15 protein-coding genes are annotated in these 18,501 nt (G+C 36.4%); 8 read left to right on the top strand and 7 right to left on the bottom strand.

The genetic code is table 11. The features are described 5' to 3' along the window. Position 1: 1 nt before the first annotated feature. The 7 genes from Q4503_RS12650 to Q4503_RS12620 all read left to right on the top strand — a co-directional run bounded on the left by Q4503_RS12650 (position 2) and on the right by Q4503_RS12620 (position 7,768). Positions 2-1,081, top strand: a complete 1,080-nt coding sequence (locus Q4503_RS12650) for a DUF58 domain-containing protein (RefSeq protein WP_215973804.1) — start codon at positions 2-4, stop codon at positions 1,079-1,081. After that, complete coding sequence (locus tag Q4503_RS12645; protein WP_303602486.1) at positions 1,069-1,650, top strand: DUF4381 domain-containing protein; 582 nt, start codon at positions 1,069-1,071, stop codon at positions 1,648-1,650. The genes Q4503_RS12650 and Q4503_RS12645 overlap by 13 nt, the downstream gene beginning before the upstream one ends. Next, positions 1,647-2,636 carry a VWA domain-containing protein gene (locus Q4503_RS12640; RefSeq protein ID WP_215973802.1) on the top strand — a complete coding sequence of 330 codons (990 nt, stop codon included), beginning with the start codon at positions 1,647-1,649 and terminating at the stop codon, positions 2,634-2,636. Before Q4503_RS12645 ends, Q4503_RS12640 begins: the two co-directional genes overlap by 4 nt. 19 nt (positions 2,637-2,655) lie before the next feature. Continuing rightward, positions 2,656-4,671, top strand: coding sequence for a VWA domain-containing protein (locus Q4503_RS12635; protein ID WP_303602485.1), 2,016 nt, complete (start codon positions 2,656-2,658; stop codon positions 4,669-4,671). Then, positions 4,665-6,398, top strand: coding sequence for a BatD family protein (locus tag Q4503_RS12630; protein ID WP_303602484.1), 1,734 nt, complete (start codon positions 4,665-4,667; stop codon positions 6,396-6,398). The genes Q4503_RS12635 and Q4503_RS12630 overlap by 7 nt, the downstream gene beginning before the upstream one ends. Before the next feature lie 97 nt (positions 6,399-6,495). Beyond that, positions 6,496-7,014, top strand: coding sequence for a sigma-70 family RNA polymerase sigma factor (locus tag Q4503_RS12625; RefSeq protein ID WP_215973800.1), 519 nt, complete (start codon positions 6,496-6,498; stop codon positions 7,012-7,014). Further along, on the top strand, positions 7,004-7,768 hold the full coding sequence (locus Q4503_RS12620; protein WP_303602483.1) for a DUF3379 family protein: 765 nt from the start codon (positions 7,004-7,006) through the stop codon (positions 7,766-7,768). Before Q4503_RS12625 ends, Q4503_RS12620 begins: the two co-directional genes overlap by 11 nt. A gap of 21 nt (positions 7,769-7,789) precedes the next feature. On the opposite strand, the gene Q4503_RS12615 is transcribed toward Q4503_RS12620, so the two are convergent. Together Q4503_RS12615 and putP are read right to left on the bottom strand one after the other, a co-directional pair. Next, positions 7,790-9,379 carry a YdiU family protein gene (locus Q4503_RS12615; RefSeq protein ID WP_303602482.1) on the bottom strand — a complete coding sequence of 530 codons (1,590 nt, stop codon included), beginning with the start codon at positions 9,377-9,379 and terminating at the stop codon, positions 7,790-7,792. Positions 9,380-9,490: 111 nt separating this feature from the next. Continuing rightward, complete coding sequence (gene putP, locus Q4503_RS12610) at positions 9,491-10,978, bottom strand: sodium/proline symporter PutP (protein WP_303602481.1); 1,488 nt, start codon at positions 10,976-10,978, stop codon at positions 9,491-9,493. A 215-nt stretch (positions 10,979-11,193) separates the two neighbouring features. Between putP and Q4503_RS12605 the strand changes: the two genes are divergently transcribed. Further along, the gene (locus Q4503_RS12605; protein ID WP_215973798.1) at positions 11,194-12,414 is read left to right on the top strand and encodes an EAL and HDOD domain-containing protein; all 1,221 of its coding nucleotides are present in this window, start codon (positions 11,194-11,196) and stop codon (positions 12,412-12,414) included. A gap of 107 nt (positions 12,415-12,521) precedes the next feature. Here Q4503_RS12605 and galE read toward each other — a convergent pair whose 3' ends face one another. The 5 genes from galE to cysN all read right to left on the bottom strand — a co-directional run bounded on the left by galE (position 12,522) and on the right by cysN (position 18,465). Then, the gene (gene galE, locus Q4503_RS12600; RefSeq protein WP_215973797.1) at positions 12,522-13,544 is read right to left on the bottom strand and encodes a UDP-glucose 4-epimerase GalE; all 1,023 of its coding nucleotides are present in this window, start codon (positions 13,542-13,544) and stop codon (positions 12,522-12,524) included. Positions 13,545-13,572: 28 nt separating this feature from the next. Next, positions 13,573-14,556 (bottom strand): DHH family phosphoesterase, encoded by a 984-nt coding sequence (locus Q4503_RS12595; RefSeq protein WP_215973796.1) that lies wholly within the window; start codon positions 14,554-14,556, stop codon positions 13,573-13,575. 3 nt (positions 14,557-14,559) lie between these two features. Beyond that, positions 14,560-15,204, bottom strand: coding sequence for an adenylyl-sulfate kinase (gene cysC / locus Q4503_RS12590; protein ID WP_303602480.1), 645 nt, complete (start codon positions 15,202-15,204; stop codon positions 14,560-14,562). Positions 15,205-15,228: 24 nt separating this feature from the next. Beyond that, on the bottom strand, positions 15,229-16,956 hold the full coding sequence (locus tag Q4503_RS12585; protein WP_303602479.1) for an SLC13 family permease: 1,728 nt from the start codon (positions 16,954-16,956) through the stop codon (positions 15,229-15,231). Positions 16,957-17,064: 108 nt separating this feature from the next. Then, positions 17,065-18,465, bottom strand: coding sequence for a sulfate adenylyltransferase subunit CysN (cysN, locus tag Q4503_RS12580; RefSeq protein ID WP_215973793.1), 1,401 nt, complete (start codon positions 18,463-18,465; stop codon positions 17,065-17,067). Positions 18,466-18,501 lie beyond the last annotated feature (36 nt).

Here is an 18,501-nt window from a genome sequence, read left to right as displayed (position 1 = left end):
TATGTGGTTTAAACAAAAAACAACCCGCAATAAACAGAATTTAGCGATAAATGACTGTCAAAGTCAGCTAGCAAGCATTGATAGCAATGGTGTTGAACTTGCCATGACAGAGCTATTAAATTATCAAAATAAAACGGCACTTATTGACTTAGCTGCACGTAAGAATATTCAAGGACAAATGTCTGGGAATTACTTATCACGCATTAAAGGTCGAGGTATGGAGTTTGACGAAGTTCGTCATTACCAAACGGGTGACGATATTAGAGCAATTGACTGGCGTGTTACGGCAAGAACAGGTAAAACTCACACAAAATTATTTCGTGAAGAATTAGAACGCCCTGTTCTTATCGCCACAGATTTAAGTGCCAGTATGCATTTTGGTAGCCAATTACTTTTTAAATCTGTTCAAGCTGCTCATTTAGCCGCTTTAGTTGCTTGGCATGCTAAAAACCGTGGTGATCGTTTAGGTGGCATTGTTTTTAACCAACATGATCATCTAGAGCTAAAACCGAGAAGTCGCAAGGAAGGCGTGTTACATTATTTACACTCACTAACTGCTATTCATCTTGCTCAACATAAAGCGCAATATGACAATTCTCCTCAAGAAAACCAAGCTGAGATCAATAAAAAACCAGATAGTAGCACTGCTAATAAAAATTACTTTAGTGATAACTGTGCTCGTATTAGACAAGTAGCTAAACCAGGTTCTTTAGTATATTTAATTACCGATGGCCAACAGTTAAAACAAGCCCCTAATCGTGCACAACAAGATGCTTTACGACATTTAACACAAATAAGTAAACATTGTGAGTTAGTCGTTTGTTTAATTGACGATCCATTAGAGCAAGCGCTACCAAGCAGTTCTTTAAAACTTAACGTTGTATTAACGGATGGTGAAAATCGCCAACAATTAACCTTAGGTGATAGAAAAGCTGAAGAGAATTATCACAAACAAGCACAAACTATCAATGAACAATGTTCTGAACTACTTACTAAAGCTGGTGCTAGAGTATTTAATTTGAGCGCTGGTCGAACACTAGAGCAACAACTGAAAGAGGGAGCAAAATTTTGCAGTCGATAAACGCTCTACCAACTCAAGCCCCAATGCAAGCGAACACAATAGAATTAAAAGATATTCATGTACCAGAGCAAATATCTAACTTCCCTATTGCCTATGGTTGGTGGTTATTAGCCGCAATGATTGTTTTTATCGCGATTATTACTATCATTAAAATGAGAAAAAATGCGCAACGTAACCAAGTAAAGAAACAAGCATTAATACAATTAAAAAATACGCCTAACCTTTCAATAAATGACACGGTAGCCCTATTAAAATGGGCGGCTATGCATTATTTTTCTCGGACAGAATTGGCTAAGCTTTTTGGTGATTCATTACAGTCATTTTTAACAGCTCAATTACCAATAAAATATCAAGAAACGTTCACTAGTTTAAGTAAAGAAGCCTTTATCAACCAATATCAGTCTCAAAAAGATGAACATAATGTTCCGTCATCAGATAGCGACTTTTATCACGCCGCTATTCTTTGGCTAACGCACGCACTGCCACCTAAACCATCAAAAAAGATTGAGACTAATACCGACGAAAATATGAGTTCACCTTTAAAGAAAAGTCAAGGAGTTAGCGCATGATAACGTTTGCTTGGCCTTGGTTATTACTTCTTTTACCACTCCCGCTATTAGTTTATTGGTTACCTAAGAAGGACAGTACTCAAGTAAGTGCAGCATTAATTATGCCGCAATTAATTGATAGTCATTCTGTCGATGTTACTCATCAACAAAATAAGAAAGCGCCATTAATTGTTTTGACCTTATGCTGGCTATTAACAGTATTAGCATTAAGTCAACCACAATGGCTTGGTGATGCTATTGATATTCCTACCGAAGGCAGAGAAATGATGATTGCCGTTGATCTATCTGGCAGTATGCAAATAGAAGATATGCAGCTAAATGGTAACACCGTAAACCGCCTTAACATGCTAAAAGTAGTGTTAGGTGATTTTATACAACGTCGTGTAGGAGACAGGCTTGGTTTAATACTCTTTGCTGATGATGCTTATATGCAAACACCAATGACCTTTGATAGAAAAACCGTTAAACAAATGCTTGATGAAAGTGTATTAGGTTTAGTTGGACAAAAAACCGCAATCGGTGATGCTATCGGGCTTGCTGTAAAACGTTTTGATGCCAAGCAAAAGTCTAACAAAGTTTTATTATTATTAACTGATGGACAAAATACCGCAGGAAAAATATCACCTGAACAAGCGCTTGAGCTTGCCATTGCCAAAGATATCACTATTTATTCTATTGGTATTGGTGCTGACGTAATGTTACAAAAATCATTATTTGGCACACGCCGAGTTAACCCTTCGAGCGAATTAGATGAACAAACCTTAACAAAATTAGCTGAAGAAACGGGCGGTAAATATTTTCGTGCCCGAGATGGACAAGATATGAGCGAAATTTATCAATTGCTCGATCAACTTGAGCCATTAGAACAAGAGCAACAACAAATGAGGCCACTTACTGCGTTATTTTATTTTCCGTTGGCCTTAGCTTTGCTGATTAGTATGTTCTATTTTTTAGCCATCAATTTTACTCGCTTCAATCGTAAATAACCTAGGTTTAAATATCACAATGACCTCTTTTAATTTATTTCTAAGCAACTTTCATTTTGTCAGACCTTATTGGCTATTGGCACTCTTTGCTTTATTTCTGGTACTTTGGTTATTAAAAAAACACCGTTTTCATCAATCACCTTGGCAAAAATTTCTCCCTAGCCATTTAAGCCAAGTGCTCGTAGAAGGAAGTGCTAATTCAAGCACCAACAAAAACTCATTTAGCAGTAAAACTTTTTTGTTAAAACCCTTTATTATCGGTTTATTGGGTATCATTGCCTTAGCTGGGCCTGTGTGGAAAAAACTACCACAACCGGTTTACCAAACGGAACGCGGCTCCGTTCTTATTATGGATATGTCTTATTCCATGTATGCCACTGATGTAAAGCCTAATAGACTGACAAGATCACGCTTTAAGGCTATTGATTTACTTAATAAAATCAATGAAGGTGATACTGGGTTAATTGCTTATGCTGGTGATGCCTTTATCATTAGCCCATTAACCCAAGATGTAAAAAACATAGCCCTATTACTACCTTCATTAACACCAGGCATTATGCCAGTATCTGGCTCTAATCCTTTGGCCGCATTAACACTTGCCCATGAAATGCTGATCAATGCTGGACACCTTAATGGCGATATTTATTGGTTCACTGACGATATCGATAATGAAGAAATAAACGATATTTATGACTGGTCAAATGAATTTGGTCATCAATTAAATATTTTAGGTGTAGGTACTGAAAGTGGCGCTCCTATAACCTTACCTAGCGGTGAATTATTAAAAGATTCTTCTGGTGCTATCGTTGTGCCACAGCTGCCAAGCCATAAATTACAATCGCTAGCATCGCGTGGACAAGGAAACTATCAAACCATAAAAAATGATGATAGTGATATTAATAATTTAATTGTAAAAGACACGATGTCTGAAAGAAATAAAAGCGAAAAACAACAAAGCCAACAAACTGGTGATCAATGGCAAGAACAAGGGGCATGGTTATTATTACTAGTACTGCCCTTGATGCTGAGCTATTTTCGTCGTGGCAGTACACTTCTACTATTACCTTTAACTTGTATGCCTATGTTATTTTTACTTTCTTTTTCACTCGCTAGTTCTTCTAGTTTTGCAGCAACTGAACCGGCTGAAATTGAAAAAAATAACACTGTAGAAAATTTGCAAATTGCTACATCATCTTTCGCAAGTACCTCCAAAAAATTATGGCAAAACTTATGGGAAACAAGCGATCAACAAGCACAAAAAAAATATAACCAAGAAAATTTTCAAGGAGCTGCTGAACAATTTAAAAATTCACAGTGGCAAGGTAGCTCTCATTATAAAGCCGGTAACTACCAAGCAGCTTTAGATGCTTTTAGAAAAGGCGATGAAGCTAATAGTGCTGACTCTTTGTACAATCAAGGTAATGCGTTAGCTAAAATGCAACAATACGAGCAAGCTATTGAAAGTTATGAGGAAGCATTAAGTAAAAACCCTGAGCTCCAAGATGCTAAAGATAATATAGAAAAAATAAAGCAGCTACAAAAAGAGCAAGAGCAGCAAGAGCAACAGGGTGACCAATCAGAAAACGAGGATTCACAAGAACAAGATTCTGACGAGAATAAAAATCAAGAACAACAAGACTCGCAATCAGAAAATGATCAATCTCCAGGAGATCAGTCTCAAGAGCAAGACAATAAAGAAGGTCAACAAGGCTCTGAAGGAGATGAAAATAATGACAAAGAACAAGATAGTAAGCCTGAAGAATCTAACCAAGAACAACAAGAGCAAGAGTCTGAAGAAAAAGAACAGCAGTCAGAAAGTACAGAGCCAACTGAAGAACAAGGTAATGAAAATGAAGCAAAAACAGCCGCACAAATTGCTGCCGAACAACAAGCTAAAGAAACAGACCAAAAACATCAACAGTTATTGAATAAAGTAACAGATGATCCCTATTTATTACTGCGCAACAAAATGCAATTAGAATATCAAAAACGCAAACAAGATAGCACTAGTCCAGGAGTCAAAAAACAGTGGTAAAAATTATTTTGAACGTATTAGCCTTACTAACCGTCATTACCGCCATAGCAATAAGCCAAACAGCTTTTGCTCTTAGTAGCGTTACGGCAAGCATAGATGCTAATCCTGTAATGAAAAATGACTCAATCATTTTAACCGTTATCGCGGATGACAATGTTGAGCGAGATGCACTTGATACCTCAATGCTATTAAAAGATTTTGTTGTTGCGCGCACAGAAGTCAGCTCACAAACGAGTATGATCAATTTCGAAACAAGCAGAACCACGCGCTGGAAAATTATATTAATTCCAAAAACAATTGGCAGTTTAACAATACCACCTCTAACTATAGATGGGCATAGCTCTCAACCAATTAATGTACAAGTAGTCGAGCAAAGTAACGCAACGTCGACTCAACAAAAAGATGTGTTTATATCAACAGAGCTGTCCTCAAAAGATATCTATGTTCAGCAGCTACTTACACTTACCGTTAAATTACATGTTGGTGTTCAACTTCAACGTGGTAGCTTAACTGAACCAAGCTTACAAGGAGCAACCATAGAGCAAGTAGGTAAAGATCAAGAAAGTGATAATATTGTTAACGGTAAGCGTTATAGAATAATTGAACGTACCTATGCTATTACGCCCGAGCAAAGTGGTAATTTAATACTAGAAACACCAATGTTCTCTGGTGATATTATGGTTCAATCACAACGTCGCTCTGGGTTTTTAAGCTTTGGTGACACTAAACCTATTAATATTATAGGTGAAAAAATAGCGCTTAATGTACGCCCAATTCCTGACAGTTTTCCTTTAGATAAGAATACTAGCTGGTTACCTAGTGAATTACTTACCTTGCATCAAGAATGGCAACCAGAGCCTCAAGAATTTAAAGTAGGTGAGCCGATTACACGTACAATTACATTAACCGCAGCCGGTTTAGCTAAAGCACAGCTTCCTCAAATAATGATGGAAGCACCAAGCGGTTTGAAAATATATCCAGATCAACCTGAATTACATTCAAACTTAACAAAAGAACGCTTAATTAGTCAAAAAAGACAAAACTTTGCTTTAGTTGCCAGCCAACCTGGTGACTATACTCTACCTAAAATAACCATTGCTTGGTGGAATACCATAACGAATAAATATCAACAAGCAATCTTACCAGAGCAGACAATTAGCATTAAGCCGAATCCTGATGCCCCGACTTCTGTAACAAGCAATATGGTAAATACACCTATAGTATCGCAAGGACAAACAGCAGTTTCACCTGTAACCCTATCGCCACCTAACATTGTTGAAAAAACGAGCTCGTTACAGTGGTTATTTTTAGGCTTATGGATTTTAACCACTTTTGCTTGGGCGTGCCATGTTTGGTATTTAAAACGCACTACCACTAAACAAGTAGAGCCTAACAAGATAAAGGCAGTAAATAATCATTATCTTGCCTTGATGGCTGCTTGTAAAAAAAATGATGCCGAACAAACTCTTAATTTAGTTCTACCTTGGTTAAATACCTTACCTTTAAATCAGGAAGGAAGTGCAATATCGACCTTATCTGAGGCTTTAATAAAAATAGATAATGAAGAATTTACTTCAGCTATTGATGAAATTCAGCTATACCTATATGGTAAAGACGTAACTGAACAAACATGGGTTGGAGATAAACTATTAAAGGCAATTCAACAAATTAATGCTTCAGGTAATAAAAATAAACAACAACCTAAATTCACATTAAATCCGTCTTAATACTAAAATAAACACATTTAATAAAGAATTTAAATAAAAGTTGAAATTAATATAATAAATATCAGGTCTGATATATTGAGTCCATTAAGGCATTTGCATGGCGACAAAACAAGTTAGGTATGAAGCTCTGGTAAAAGGGCTTCATAGTGATTTATACCGATACGCATATTGGTTAACTCACGACAAACAGGTTTCTGAAGATTTAGTACAAGAAACCTTTTTAAGAGCATGGCGTGCACTTGACTCATTAAAAGATGAAAAAGCCGCTAAATCATGGTTAATAACCATTTTAAGGCGCGAAAATGCAAGGCGATTTGAACGAAAACGCTTTGATATGAGTGAATATGAAGAGGACAGTATAATGGATACGCAATCCACTAGTACTGAACAAGAGATAGAAAACGAATGGTTAAGAGATAAAATAGCTCAATTACCGCCGGAATACTCCGAGCCATTAGTACTACAAATACTAGGTGGCTACAGTGGTGAAGATATAGCTAAATTATTAGACTTAAACAAAAATACGGTAATGACTCGATTATTTAGAGCTCGAAACCAGTTAAAAGAAGCTTTAGAAAAAGAGCCTGAAAAGGCGAGATTTCTCCATGAAAAATAGTACAACGAGTAAAGATATGACATCTGAAACGAAAATGGATGACTTACAATTTAGGCGCAGCATCTATGCTGACCCTAGCAGCTTAGATGAAGATATAATCGCAGCTCAAAAGGATGATCCTGCGAAAAAGCAATTAGCCCAAGAGCTTTGCATGCTTGATGAAAGAATCAAACAAGCAATGAGTATTCCTGTGCCTGACGATTTATGTGATAAATTACTTTTACGTCAAACACTCAAAAGCCATCAACAAAATAAACGTAAATCACGTATCCATTTAGCTTTAGCCGCATCTGTCGCAATAATTGCGGGAATAGTAGTCAATTACTTACAATTTTCTAATAGCTATAATTATGACAATTTAGGTGATTATGCTCTTGCCCACGTCTACTATGAACAAGGTTCATTTTCTAATAGTACAAATGCTAAAGTCAGCTTAGACTCATTAAATCAAAAAATGGTTACTTTTAATGGCAGCTTTAGTGATTCAATGGGTGAATTGATTGCTGCAGATTACTGCCGATTTGATGGTATGAAAAGCCTACACTTAGTATTTAAAGGGGTAACCGATACTGTGGCGGTATTTGTTGTGCCTAAGAAAGAACATCTTGAATTTGTTGATAAGTTTCATGATGATAATTTACAAGGTGAATCTCTTAGTTATCAAGAAAATGATATTATTGTTGTTGCTAATAAAAACGAATCATTAAGCCAATGGCAACGTGCTATTAGCAACAATATTAACTGGTCTATTTAATTAGGACACTAATTAGAAAAACTAAGTACCACAAAAGGTTTGATAATATTGGTCTTTATCTTGCGGTGCGTCTTGGTAATATTTAGTATTCGTAAGTTCTTTATATGGTGAACAGATAACTTGAAGAAAGTCATTTACAATATCGCTAACTTTTGGGTTATCTGATGTATTAGAATTCATGTTATCTGTTACTACTAACTCACAACGATCAAGTAACTCCTCGATATGATGATTTCGAGGAATTACTAATGGATTGTTTTTAGACATCAAGCTTTCTGCTTCTACTTTTGAGATGTTAAGCTGAGTTAGGGTTTCCATCCATGTTTGATACCATTGACCAAATTCAGAGATTAACGCTTTTTCTTGGGCACTATTTGATAATGATTGTGTTAGTGCATAAAAAGTTTGTGTGTAATCCAGTTTTTGAGCTTGCATCATGGCTAAAAGATCATTAATTAAAGTCATATGATTTTCACCTATGTCACTAATACCCAGCTTTTTCGCATACATTGCATAATAAGCTTGATCAAATTTACTTGTATATTGCTGAATGATCGCTTCAATGCTTTCTAACGTTTTTTCTTGGTTAACTTCGTCTTCAATATTATTATCCGCATCTTTTTCAGCTGTGTCATTCAATAACACTAATAGACAATCGGCTAATCTAGCCATATTCCACTGACCAATTTTTCCTTGATTACCAAAAGCATAACGACCATATTCATCAATAGAGCTAAAAGAAGCTTTATTGTCATAGGTTCCCATCATTGCACAAGGACCAAAATCAATGGTTTCGCCACTTATAGCAGTATTATCTGTGTTCATCACACCATGAATAAAACCGATACGTAACCATTGTGTAATTAAGGTTATTTGCTTATCAATTGCTTTTTCTAAAAACTGTAAAATACGTTGTTCTTGCGAAGGCTTTTGATTACTAACCTTTGTACTATCAGCATCTGCATTGTTAAGACTAGGATCATCAATTTCAGGGAAATGACGCTCAATAGTATAATCAAGCAAGGCAGTTAATGAATCTATATCGCCGCGAGCGGCAAAGTATTGAAAGCTACCAACACGAATGTGACTAGCGGCAACACGGGTTACCACAGCGCCAGGTTTAGCCAAACCTCGGTTAATCAACTCACCAGTACCTACTACAGCTAAACACCTAGAGGTGGGCACACCAAGCGCATAGAGAGCTTCACTCATCATGTACTCACGTAAAGCTGGCGCTAATGCACACTTCCCATCGCCGCGTCTTGAAAAAACAGTTTGCCCTGAGCCTTTTAACTGGATATCACGACGAATACCTTGCTTATCAAACATCTCACCAAGTAAATGCGCTCGACCATCCCCTAAATTAGGATTGAAATGACCAAATTGATGTCCTGAATAAGCCAAGGCAATTGAGTTGACCCCTTTAGGTAATTCATTACCTGAGCCGTACTTAGCTAATAGTTTGTGATCTGCTTGCAATGTTTCAGTAATCGATAAATCATCGGCTAATGCCTTGTTCCACAACAAAAGCTTTGGATCTGGCACTGTATCTGGTGATACGTGCTGATAAAATTGTGCACCTAGTTCAAAATAACTATTGTAAAATTTCAATGGGCTGTCCAAGTTATAACTGTATAAACAACATCTGTTAACAGTGATTAATTTACACTGAACAGACATTAAACTAATGCCTGTTCATTTATATTATCCTTCTTTTATGTATTAAGGATGGTGGGTCAACATTTCGTCATGCTTGGCTAAAATAGCGCTATCATTTTGAGGCGCCATATTACTAACAATATAAATAACCAAAGAACATAAAATAAAGCCTGGCACTATTTCATACATTATTGAGCTTAATGATTGCCCATTAATAGTGATCGGTAAATAAATCCACAGCAATACTGTGACTGCGCCGGTAATCATCCCTGCTAGGGCTCCATTTCTGGTCATTTTTTTCCAATACAAGCTACCGATAATAACTGGGCCAAACGCGGCACCAAAACCAGCCCAAGCATTACTCACTAAAGTTAAAATAGTGCTATTGCGATCATAAGCTAAAGAAATTGAGACTAATGCAACTAAAATAACAGAAATTCGCCCCACCATGACTTGTTGCTTATCAGACGCTTCTTTATGTAAAAATGTTTTATAAAAATCTTCTGTTAAAGAGCTTGATGTCACTAATAATTGAGATGAGATTGTGCTCATAATAGCAGCTAAAATTGCAGCTAATAAGAAGCCTGCAATCAGTGGACTAAATAGAATTTGCGATAATAAAATGAAAATCGTTTCCGGATCTTTAAGAGACATACCTGTTTTAGCAACATAAGCTATCCCCGCAAAGCCTGTCCCCATTGCACCAATGATAGCCACTATCATCCAACTCATACCAATGCGTCGTGCTGCGGGCATATCCTTTACACTTCGTATCGCCATAAACCTTACAATAATATGAGGTTGCCCAAAGTACCCCAAGCCCCATGCCATTGCCGAAATAATACTGATTGCGCCAACACCATTAAAAATATCTAATAGTTCAGGGTTAATATTACTTACAGTATGTCGTACCTCATTGATACCACCTACTTCGTTAATCGCTACCACAGGCACTAAAACAAGTGCTATGAACATAATGCAGCCCTGAACAAAATCAGTTAAGCTAACAGCTAAAAAACCACCAAAAAAAGTATAAGCGACGACAACACCCGCTGTTACATACAGGCCAACTTCATAATTCAAACCAAAAGAGCTTTCGAACAGTTTACCGCCAGCAACAATACCACTTGAGGTATACAGAGTGAAAAAGACGACAATAACAACAGAAGACACCACTCTTAATAAACGAGATTTATCATTAAAACGGTTTTCAAAGAAGTCAGGTAAAGTTATAGAGTCATTCGCTACTTCGGTATAAGTTCTCAGGCGTGGCGCGACAATTATATAATTTAAAAAAGCACCAATAACCAAACCAAATGCAATCCACAAGCTACTCATACCTGAAACATACATTGCTCCTGGTAACCCCATTAACATCCAGCCACTCATATCAGATGCACCTGCAGATAAAGCTGCAACTCCAGGGCTTAAGTTTCGCCCTCCTAACATAAATCCTGACACATCATCTGTTGATGTTTTGAAGGCGTAAATTCCGATACCTAACATAATGATAAAATATAGCGCTAACGAAACCATTGTTCCAAATTCCAAGTGTTACCCCTTAAATTGTTTTTATTTTGTGAAATACCTACCTACGCTATCAAGAAAGCCACTAAAAATAAACCTTAGTGGCATAATCTTCCTATAAAAAGTACTTATTAAATAGATTTTACGACAAACAATAAAGCTCAGCTATCTTGCATCTTCAAACAGAACAGGTATATTGATTAGTAACTGCTTTTATTAAAAAAGATATTGCTCAAACTATGTACTTTTATGCCGCTAGACAGCCTATTTTAGATGTAAACAAAAAACTCTTTGGTTATGAGTTACTTTTTCGCGATAGTATAGACAATGTTTTTCCTGATATAGATGGTGATGAAGCAACAAGTAAAATGATTGAAGCAAGTAAATTCAATATGGGTATAAGTGAATTTACAAATAATAAACTCGCCTTCATAAACTTCACATTAGAAACCTTAGTTCAAGGTTATCCCGAGATGCTGACAAATGAAGAAGTAGTAGTTGAAGTTTTAGAAACAGTAAAACCTGGCAAAAAATTACTCGGCCTATGTAAAAATTTGCATAGTAAAAATTACATCATTGCTTTAGATGACTATGTACACCAAAATGTATGGATACATTTTTATCCTTATATAAAAATTATTAAGGTAGATATTCAAAAAACAGCTTTAAGTGAAGTAAATCAAATAATTGAAGCAACTAGAGATTACCCTCACATAGAATTACTCGCAGAAAAAGTAGAAACTTATGAAGAATATGAACAAGCTAAGCAGTTAGGCTTTACCTATTTTCAAGGCTTCTTTTTTGCTAGACCGGAAATGGTGAAAACTAAAAACTTATCACCTTCTCAACTTACAATGGCAGACCTACTATATGAAACGTCTAAACCAGAGTTAGATCTTGCAGGTATTACCCACGTTTTTGAGCGGGACGTTTCTCTATCTTATAAATTACTTCGTTATGCAAATTCTGCCGCATTTAAACGACGTAGTGAAGTTTCAACGATAAAACAAGCATTAATATTACTCGGTTCGAGCGAACTTAAACGTTTTCTTGCCTTAATGTTTGCTGTAACAGTAAACCCTGAAAAGCCCAATGAATTAATAAAAGCCGCACTTGCTCGTGCTAAATTTTGTGAGCTTATTGCGCGTGATATGAGCTATAGATCTGATGTTTCAATTGCTTTTCTTACGGGGTTATTATCCATGATAGATGCAATTTTAGATGAAAAAATAGAGGTTATCTTAGATAAACTTCCACTAACGAGTGAAATTAAAGATCCTCTATTAACGCGAAAAGGCTTGATGGCAGCCATAATAAGATTAGCTGAACTAATTGAGCATGCCGAATGGGATAAAACAAATATTATTATGGAAAAACTTATAATAGAGAAGACTCAAACCCTAAAACATTATAATGAAGCATTAGCATGGGCTGATGAACAAAGTCAGATGTCTGAATAAACCATGACAGGAAACGGGTATTATTTTCAATAATACACTCATTTCCTGTTTAGCAATCTCAATTATAGACAAATAATATTTAACAAGTTATTGGCCTTAATTATTAATTAAAAACCTTCTGGGTTTTCAGACTGCCAACGCCAAGTATCTTCAATCATAGTATATAAATTGCGAGTTGCTTGCCAACCAAGTAATTCATTAGCCAAATCTGCATTAGCGTATACCGTTGCTAAATCACCAGCTCTTCTAGGGGCTATTTTGTATGGAATATCTTGACCACTAATTTCTTTGAACGTGTTAACAATTTCAAGCACTGAGGTACCATTACCTGTACCTAAATTAATAGCCTTACAACCAGATATTTTATCTAAGTTTTGTAACGCTTTCACATGGCCTTGAGCTAAGTCAACCACATGAATATAATCACGAACACCTGTACCATCAACAGTATCATAGTCATCACCAAACACCTGTAATTGTGCTAATCGGCCAATTGCAACTTGTGCTACATAGGGTAATAAGTTATTTGGGATACCATTAGGGTTTTCACCTATTAAACCAGAACTATGCGCACCAATAGGATTGAAGTAACGCAAGCAAGCAATCGACCACTCACTATCACTTTTTGCGAGATCAAACAAAATATGCTCGACCATCAGCTTAGTTTGACCATAAGGGTTAGTCGCCGACGTTGGCATGCTTTCATTTAATGGCGAAACATTATCACCATAAACAGTAGCCGAAGAGCTAAATACTAATTTCTTAACATTATGCTCAGCCATCACTTGTAATAAAGTAACGGTACCTGAAACATTATTATGATAATAACTAAGGGGCTTTTCATTCGATTCTCCCACAGCTTTATGACCTGCAAAATGAATTACCGCATCAATATCATACTGGTCAAAAATAGCATTTATCGCGTTATAATCACAAACATCCGCTTTAATAAAAGTGACTGTTTTATTGGTGATCTGTTTAATTCTATCAAGAACTAGCGTGGAAGAATTAGATAAATCATCAACAATAATGATATCTTGGTTCGATGCTTCTTCTAATGCTAACGTTTGCAATTCAACAACTGTATGGCTACCTATATAACCTGTACCACCTGTTATTAATAAGCTCATTATATTCCCTTGCTTCTAGTATTTAACTTTATTGGTAATATTTTGCCACGCTAGCAAAAAAATCGCCAAGCATTTCTGCTGGCAAGGCATTAATTCCCGCAGCAGCAGCTCGCCCTCCCCCAGTAGGAAAGTTTGCACAGAGTTCCCCTGCTCCTTGTTTATTGTTTAATGGAGCTCTAAGGCTAATAGTATAAGTAGGCTCTTCATCAGCAAGACTTTCATTTAAGGTGACAACAACATGAGCTTTGTTAGGTGCTCCATTAGCAAGTGCATTACCAAAAACACCGCTAACTCTTCTTGCCCAAGGTTGATCAGCTAATTGTACAGCACAGATTTGCTCATTATTCACTAAAACAGGAGACTTATGCGCTTTTTCCATGTCAACTAAATAGGCTGTTTTAAGTTGATAAAATATTGAATTAGTTTCATTAATTAAATCAAATGGATCAGCGTAATCAGATAGCTTTTCTAATAGTTGTGCGGGATGAAAATGTAAATCATCAACACTACGACCGTAGCCATTATAGTTAATATAAATACCAAGCTCTTTTAACAATGCCTGCTGCTCACTTGATATATTATGCTCTTTGGCGAGCGTTTGCGCTGATAATTGCATATTATCACCGAACGCAGCTGCGATAGCCCAGTGAACAAATTCATTCTGTAGATACTTATTTACTATTAGGCTAGTACAAGTGTTGGCATCGGTGTCGATTAAATTTGTTAGATATTTTGATTGTGGAACTTCGCCTGTTCTATGGTGATCGACGTAAAACACGTCAACTTCCTTTTCCAGCAAATTAGATAAAGCTTCAATGTTTTTTTCTAATGATATATCTAAAACAGTCACTGATGTTGCGGATTCTGCATTAACATTTTTAAGCAAACTAATGTCACGTTTTACGCCTGTCACTAAAACCGATTCTTTTGGATGCAGTTTATTTTTAGACAGTCGAAGTTGCAACAACGCGATAATGCCATCGGCATCACCATTAAAAACATCATAATGCATAACTTATCCTTGTCCTAAACGACCAATATTGTCACTATCATTTTTATTCATAGTAATAAAACCTTGCTCAATTAAATAATGAACAATTTGCTCAGCACACTCTTGTATTGATAACTCAGCGGTTTTAACATGAATCTCCGGACTCTGAGGAACATCATAAGTAGAATCTATGCCAGTGAAATCTTTAATTTCACCTGCGCGTGCTTTTTTATAAAGCCCTTTAGGGTCTCGCTGCTCACAAACACTGATTGGCGTATCGATATAAACTTCGATAAACTCACCGTCTTCTAATTTCGCTCTTGCTCTCGCTCTATCTTCTGTAAACGGTGAAATAAAAGCTGTTGAGACAATTAGACCTGCATCTAAAAATAATTTTGACACTTCACTAATACGGCGGATATTTTCTACTCTATCTTCATCGGTAAAACCTAAGTCACCATTCAAACCATGGCGAACATTATCACCATCAAGTAGATAGCTGTGACAACCCAACTTAAATAATAAAGCATCAACAGCATTCGCTACTGTCGACTTACCCGAGCCACTTAAGCCAGTATACCAAAGCAAACAAGGCTTTTGGCTTTTAAGGCTAGCACGTTGCTCTTTAGAAATATGTTGTTCATGCCAAACAGTATTTTCTGTTTTCATTATGTACTCTTTAAAAAATTAACATCAAAAAGGAAACACTAAAGGGATCATCAATAATACCGTAGCGCTGTATGTGATTGACACAGGTAAACCAAACTTAACAAAATCACCCAATTGATAGTTACCTGCGTTATAAACCATAATATTGGTTTGATAGCCATAAGGACTAATAAAGCTTCCACTGGCAGCAAAAGCAACCGCCATCACAAAAGGAATGGGATCAACACCTAAACCTAGTGCGATATTATAAGCAATAGGAAAAATTAATGCTGCGGCGGCACTATTAGTGATTAGCTCGGTTAATAATAACGTTAAAACAAAAATAGCCACAAAAGCAATATAAGGGCTACTACCATTGAGTAGCTGTTCGATACTACTCGCAATAACTGCTGCAACACCAGTATTTTCAACAGCACTAGCTAACGTTAATGCGCCAAGTACTATCATCCAAATTTCTAATGGAAATCGACGTTTAATTTCATTTACCGTTAATGCTCCGCTAAAAATAAGCGCTGCCACATAAATAAATAAACAACTCAATAAAGAAACCGGCGTTAAAACTGAGACTAAAATAGCAAGTACAAAACCCCAAATAGTACCATGATCACGCCAGCCACTCAGCATGTTGACAGCCTGATGACCTGAAAGAATAAAAAAATTCTTCGATAAATTAGTTCTACTTGCAAAGTCTTGCCCTACTGCTAGCACTAAAAAATCACCTGACTGTAAAACAATATCGCCTAATTTTCCTGATAAAGCACAACCTTCACGGCGAACAGCAACAACTGCAGCGTCAAACCGAGCTCTAAACCCTGCTTTTTTCAAGGTTTTACCGGCAATAGCTGACTCACTTTTAATAAGTACTTCTGTTAAATTATCGCGTAACAGATCATTACGCTCTGCAAATAATGTTAGTCCATCAAATTGCTGTAAGGTTAATACTTTAGAAATATCACCACTGAAAATAAGCTTATCGCCTACTTGTAATGTTTCTTCAGGCGTAACAGGCGAGATCAATCGACCATAACGGACGATTTCAACTAAAAATAAAGCATCTAAATTTCTTAAACCATTTTCTTCAATGCTTTTACCAATGAGCTTAGAATCTATAGAGACTTCAGCTTCAAGCAAATAATCTTGAGTCGACAATTCACCCTGCGCCATATTAGGCAAGGTTTTAGCACGTAAAACAACAATTAATAAACAGAAAGCAAGTGCAACAATACCAATACCGGTAAAATCAAAAAAAGCTAAGCCTTGGCCACCTTGTTCAATTAACAAACTATTGACAATAAGGTTAGTAGAGGTGCCCACTAAGGTGAGAGTACCACCTAATATAGCGGCATAAGATAAGGGAAGTAGTAATTTACCCGCATTAATTAGCTTATTACTTTTAACACTGTTAATCAGCGTCGCAACTACTGCAGTATTACTCATAAGTGCAGAAGCAAAAGCAGTACCTATCACAAGTCGTAACATCGACTTTATTTTTGAACCACTAAAAACGCTATTACTTAAACGGCGTAATATACTGGTTCGCTCAAATGAAAAGGAACAAAGCACTAATAAAATTAAGGTGACTAAACCTGGGTTTACTGCATTACTAAGAATATCGTCAACACTTACAAAAGAAAGTGCTAAACAAACAAGTACTGTAATAGAGAAAACCCGTTCGGGTGCTTGTTGATATTTAAGAAGGCCGACAAAAGTGGCGATAAAAACAGCTATAATCAACCACTGTTGTATTGTCATTTTTATCCTAGGTGTTAGATATTCATACTTAGCGTTGTTGATGACAAAGAAAATATGTACGCCTAACTAATTCAAAAAGGCGTCACAACAAACTGAGCTATAGCTAATCTATTTAGTTATATCTCTAGCACCCCAGTGAGGGAACTGCTTACGAACTAATGCATTTAACTCTAACTCAAATGCTGAGTATTCTTTTACTTCTTCAGCGATAGCATGATTAATCATACCTGCACCAACCGTTAGGTTACTTAGTCTATCAATAATAATAAAAGCACCACTACCACGGTTAACTTGGTAATCGTCAAAATGCAATGTTTCACCCATGACGAAATCAACATTACCAATTTCGTTAACAGCCAGTTGCGCTGAAGCCGATTTTTCCATGGTATTAACGTCAAACTTATTCACAATTTTACTTGCGTGACCAGTAGTCATTTTACTGCCATGCTTAATAAAGTATTCACGTCCCGCTTCTAATTCATTTTCATGCATCCATACTACTGTTGCATTTAATTCTTTAGCCGATGTTGGTAAACAACCTTTTTTAACAATGATTTCACCACGGCTAATATCAATTTCGTCTTCTAATGTTAGTGTTACTGCCATACCTTTATCGGCACGGTCTATGTTACCGTCAAAGGTAACAATTTCTTTCACAACACTTTCTTTACCTGAAGGTAAGGCAACAATGGTATCGCCGACAAGTACATGACCTGAAGAAATAGTGCCGGCAAAACCACGAAAATCTAAGTTAGGGCGGTTGACATACTGCACTTGAAAACGTAATTCTGTGAATGCATTTTGTTCTTTTACATCAATGGTATTTAGCAACTTCATTAATGTTGCGCCTGGGTACCAATCCATGTTTGCACTTTCTTCTACTACGTTGTCACCATTAAGCGCCGACATAGGTACAAAACGTACATCTTCAAAGTTAAGTGATTCAGCAAATTCACGGTAATCTTTTTTGATTGCTTGATATTTTTCTTGCGAGTAATCAACCAAGTCCATTTTGTTCACGGCAACAACAATATGCTTAATACCTAATAACGAACAAATAAATGAATGACGACGTGTTTGTGTTTGCACGCCGTAGCGTGCATCAATTAAGATAATTGCGATATCACAAGTAGACGCACCTGTTGCCATATTACGCGTATATTGTTCGTGGCCAGGAGTATCTGCAATAATAAATTTACGTTTATCGGTAGCAAAATAACGGTATGCCACATCAATGGTGATGCCTTGCTCACGTTCAGATTGTAAACCATCAACTAATAATGCTAAATCGATAGCTTCACCAGTGGTCCCTGATTTTTTTGAATCTTTTTCAATAGCGGCTAATTGATCTTCAAAAATCATTTTAGAGTCATGTAACAAGCGACCAATTAAGGTACTTTTACCATCATCTACGCTACCACACGTTAAAAAACGTACTAATTCTTTGTTTTCATGCTGCTTTAAATAAGCTTGAATATCATCTGCAATTAAGTCTTGCTGGTTACTCATAATGTTTTCCTTCGAAAATTTTTAATCAAATAAAAT

Origin of the sequence: Colwellia sp. 6_MG-2023 (assembly GCF_030547765.1) — a bacterium.
Classification (GTDB): domain Bacteria; phylum Pseudomonadota; class Gammaproteobacteria; order Enterobacterales; family Alteromonadaceae; genus Colwellia.
The sequence above is the reverse complement of the archived record's forward strand: the minus strand, read 5'-3'. Positions and strand labels throughout refer to the sequence as shown.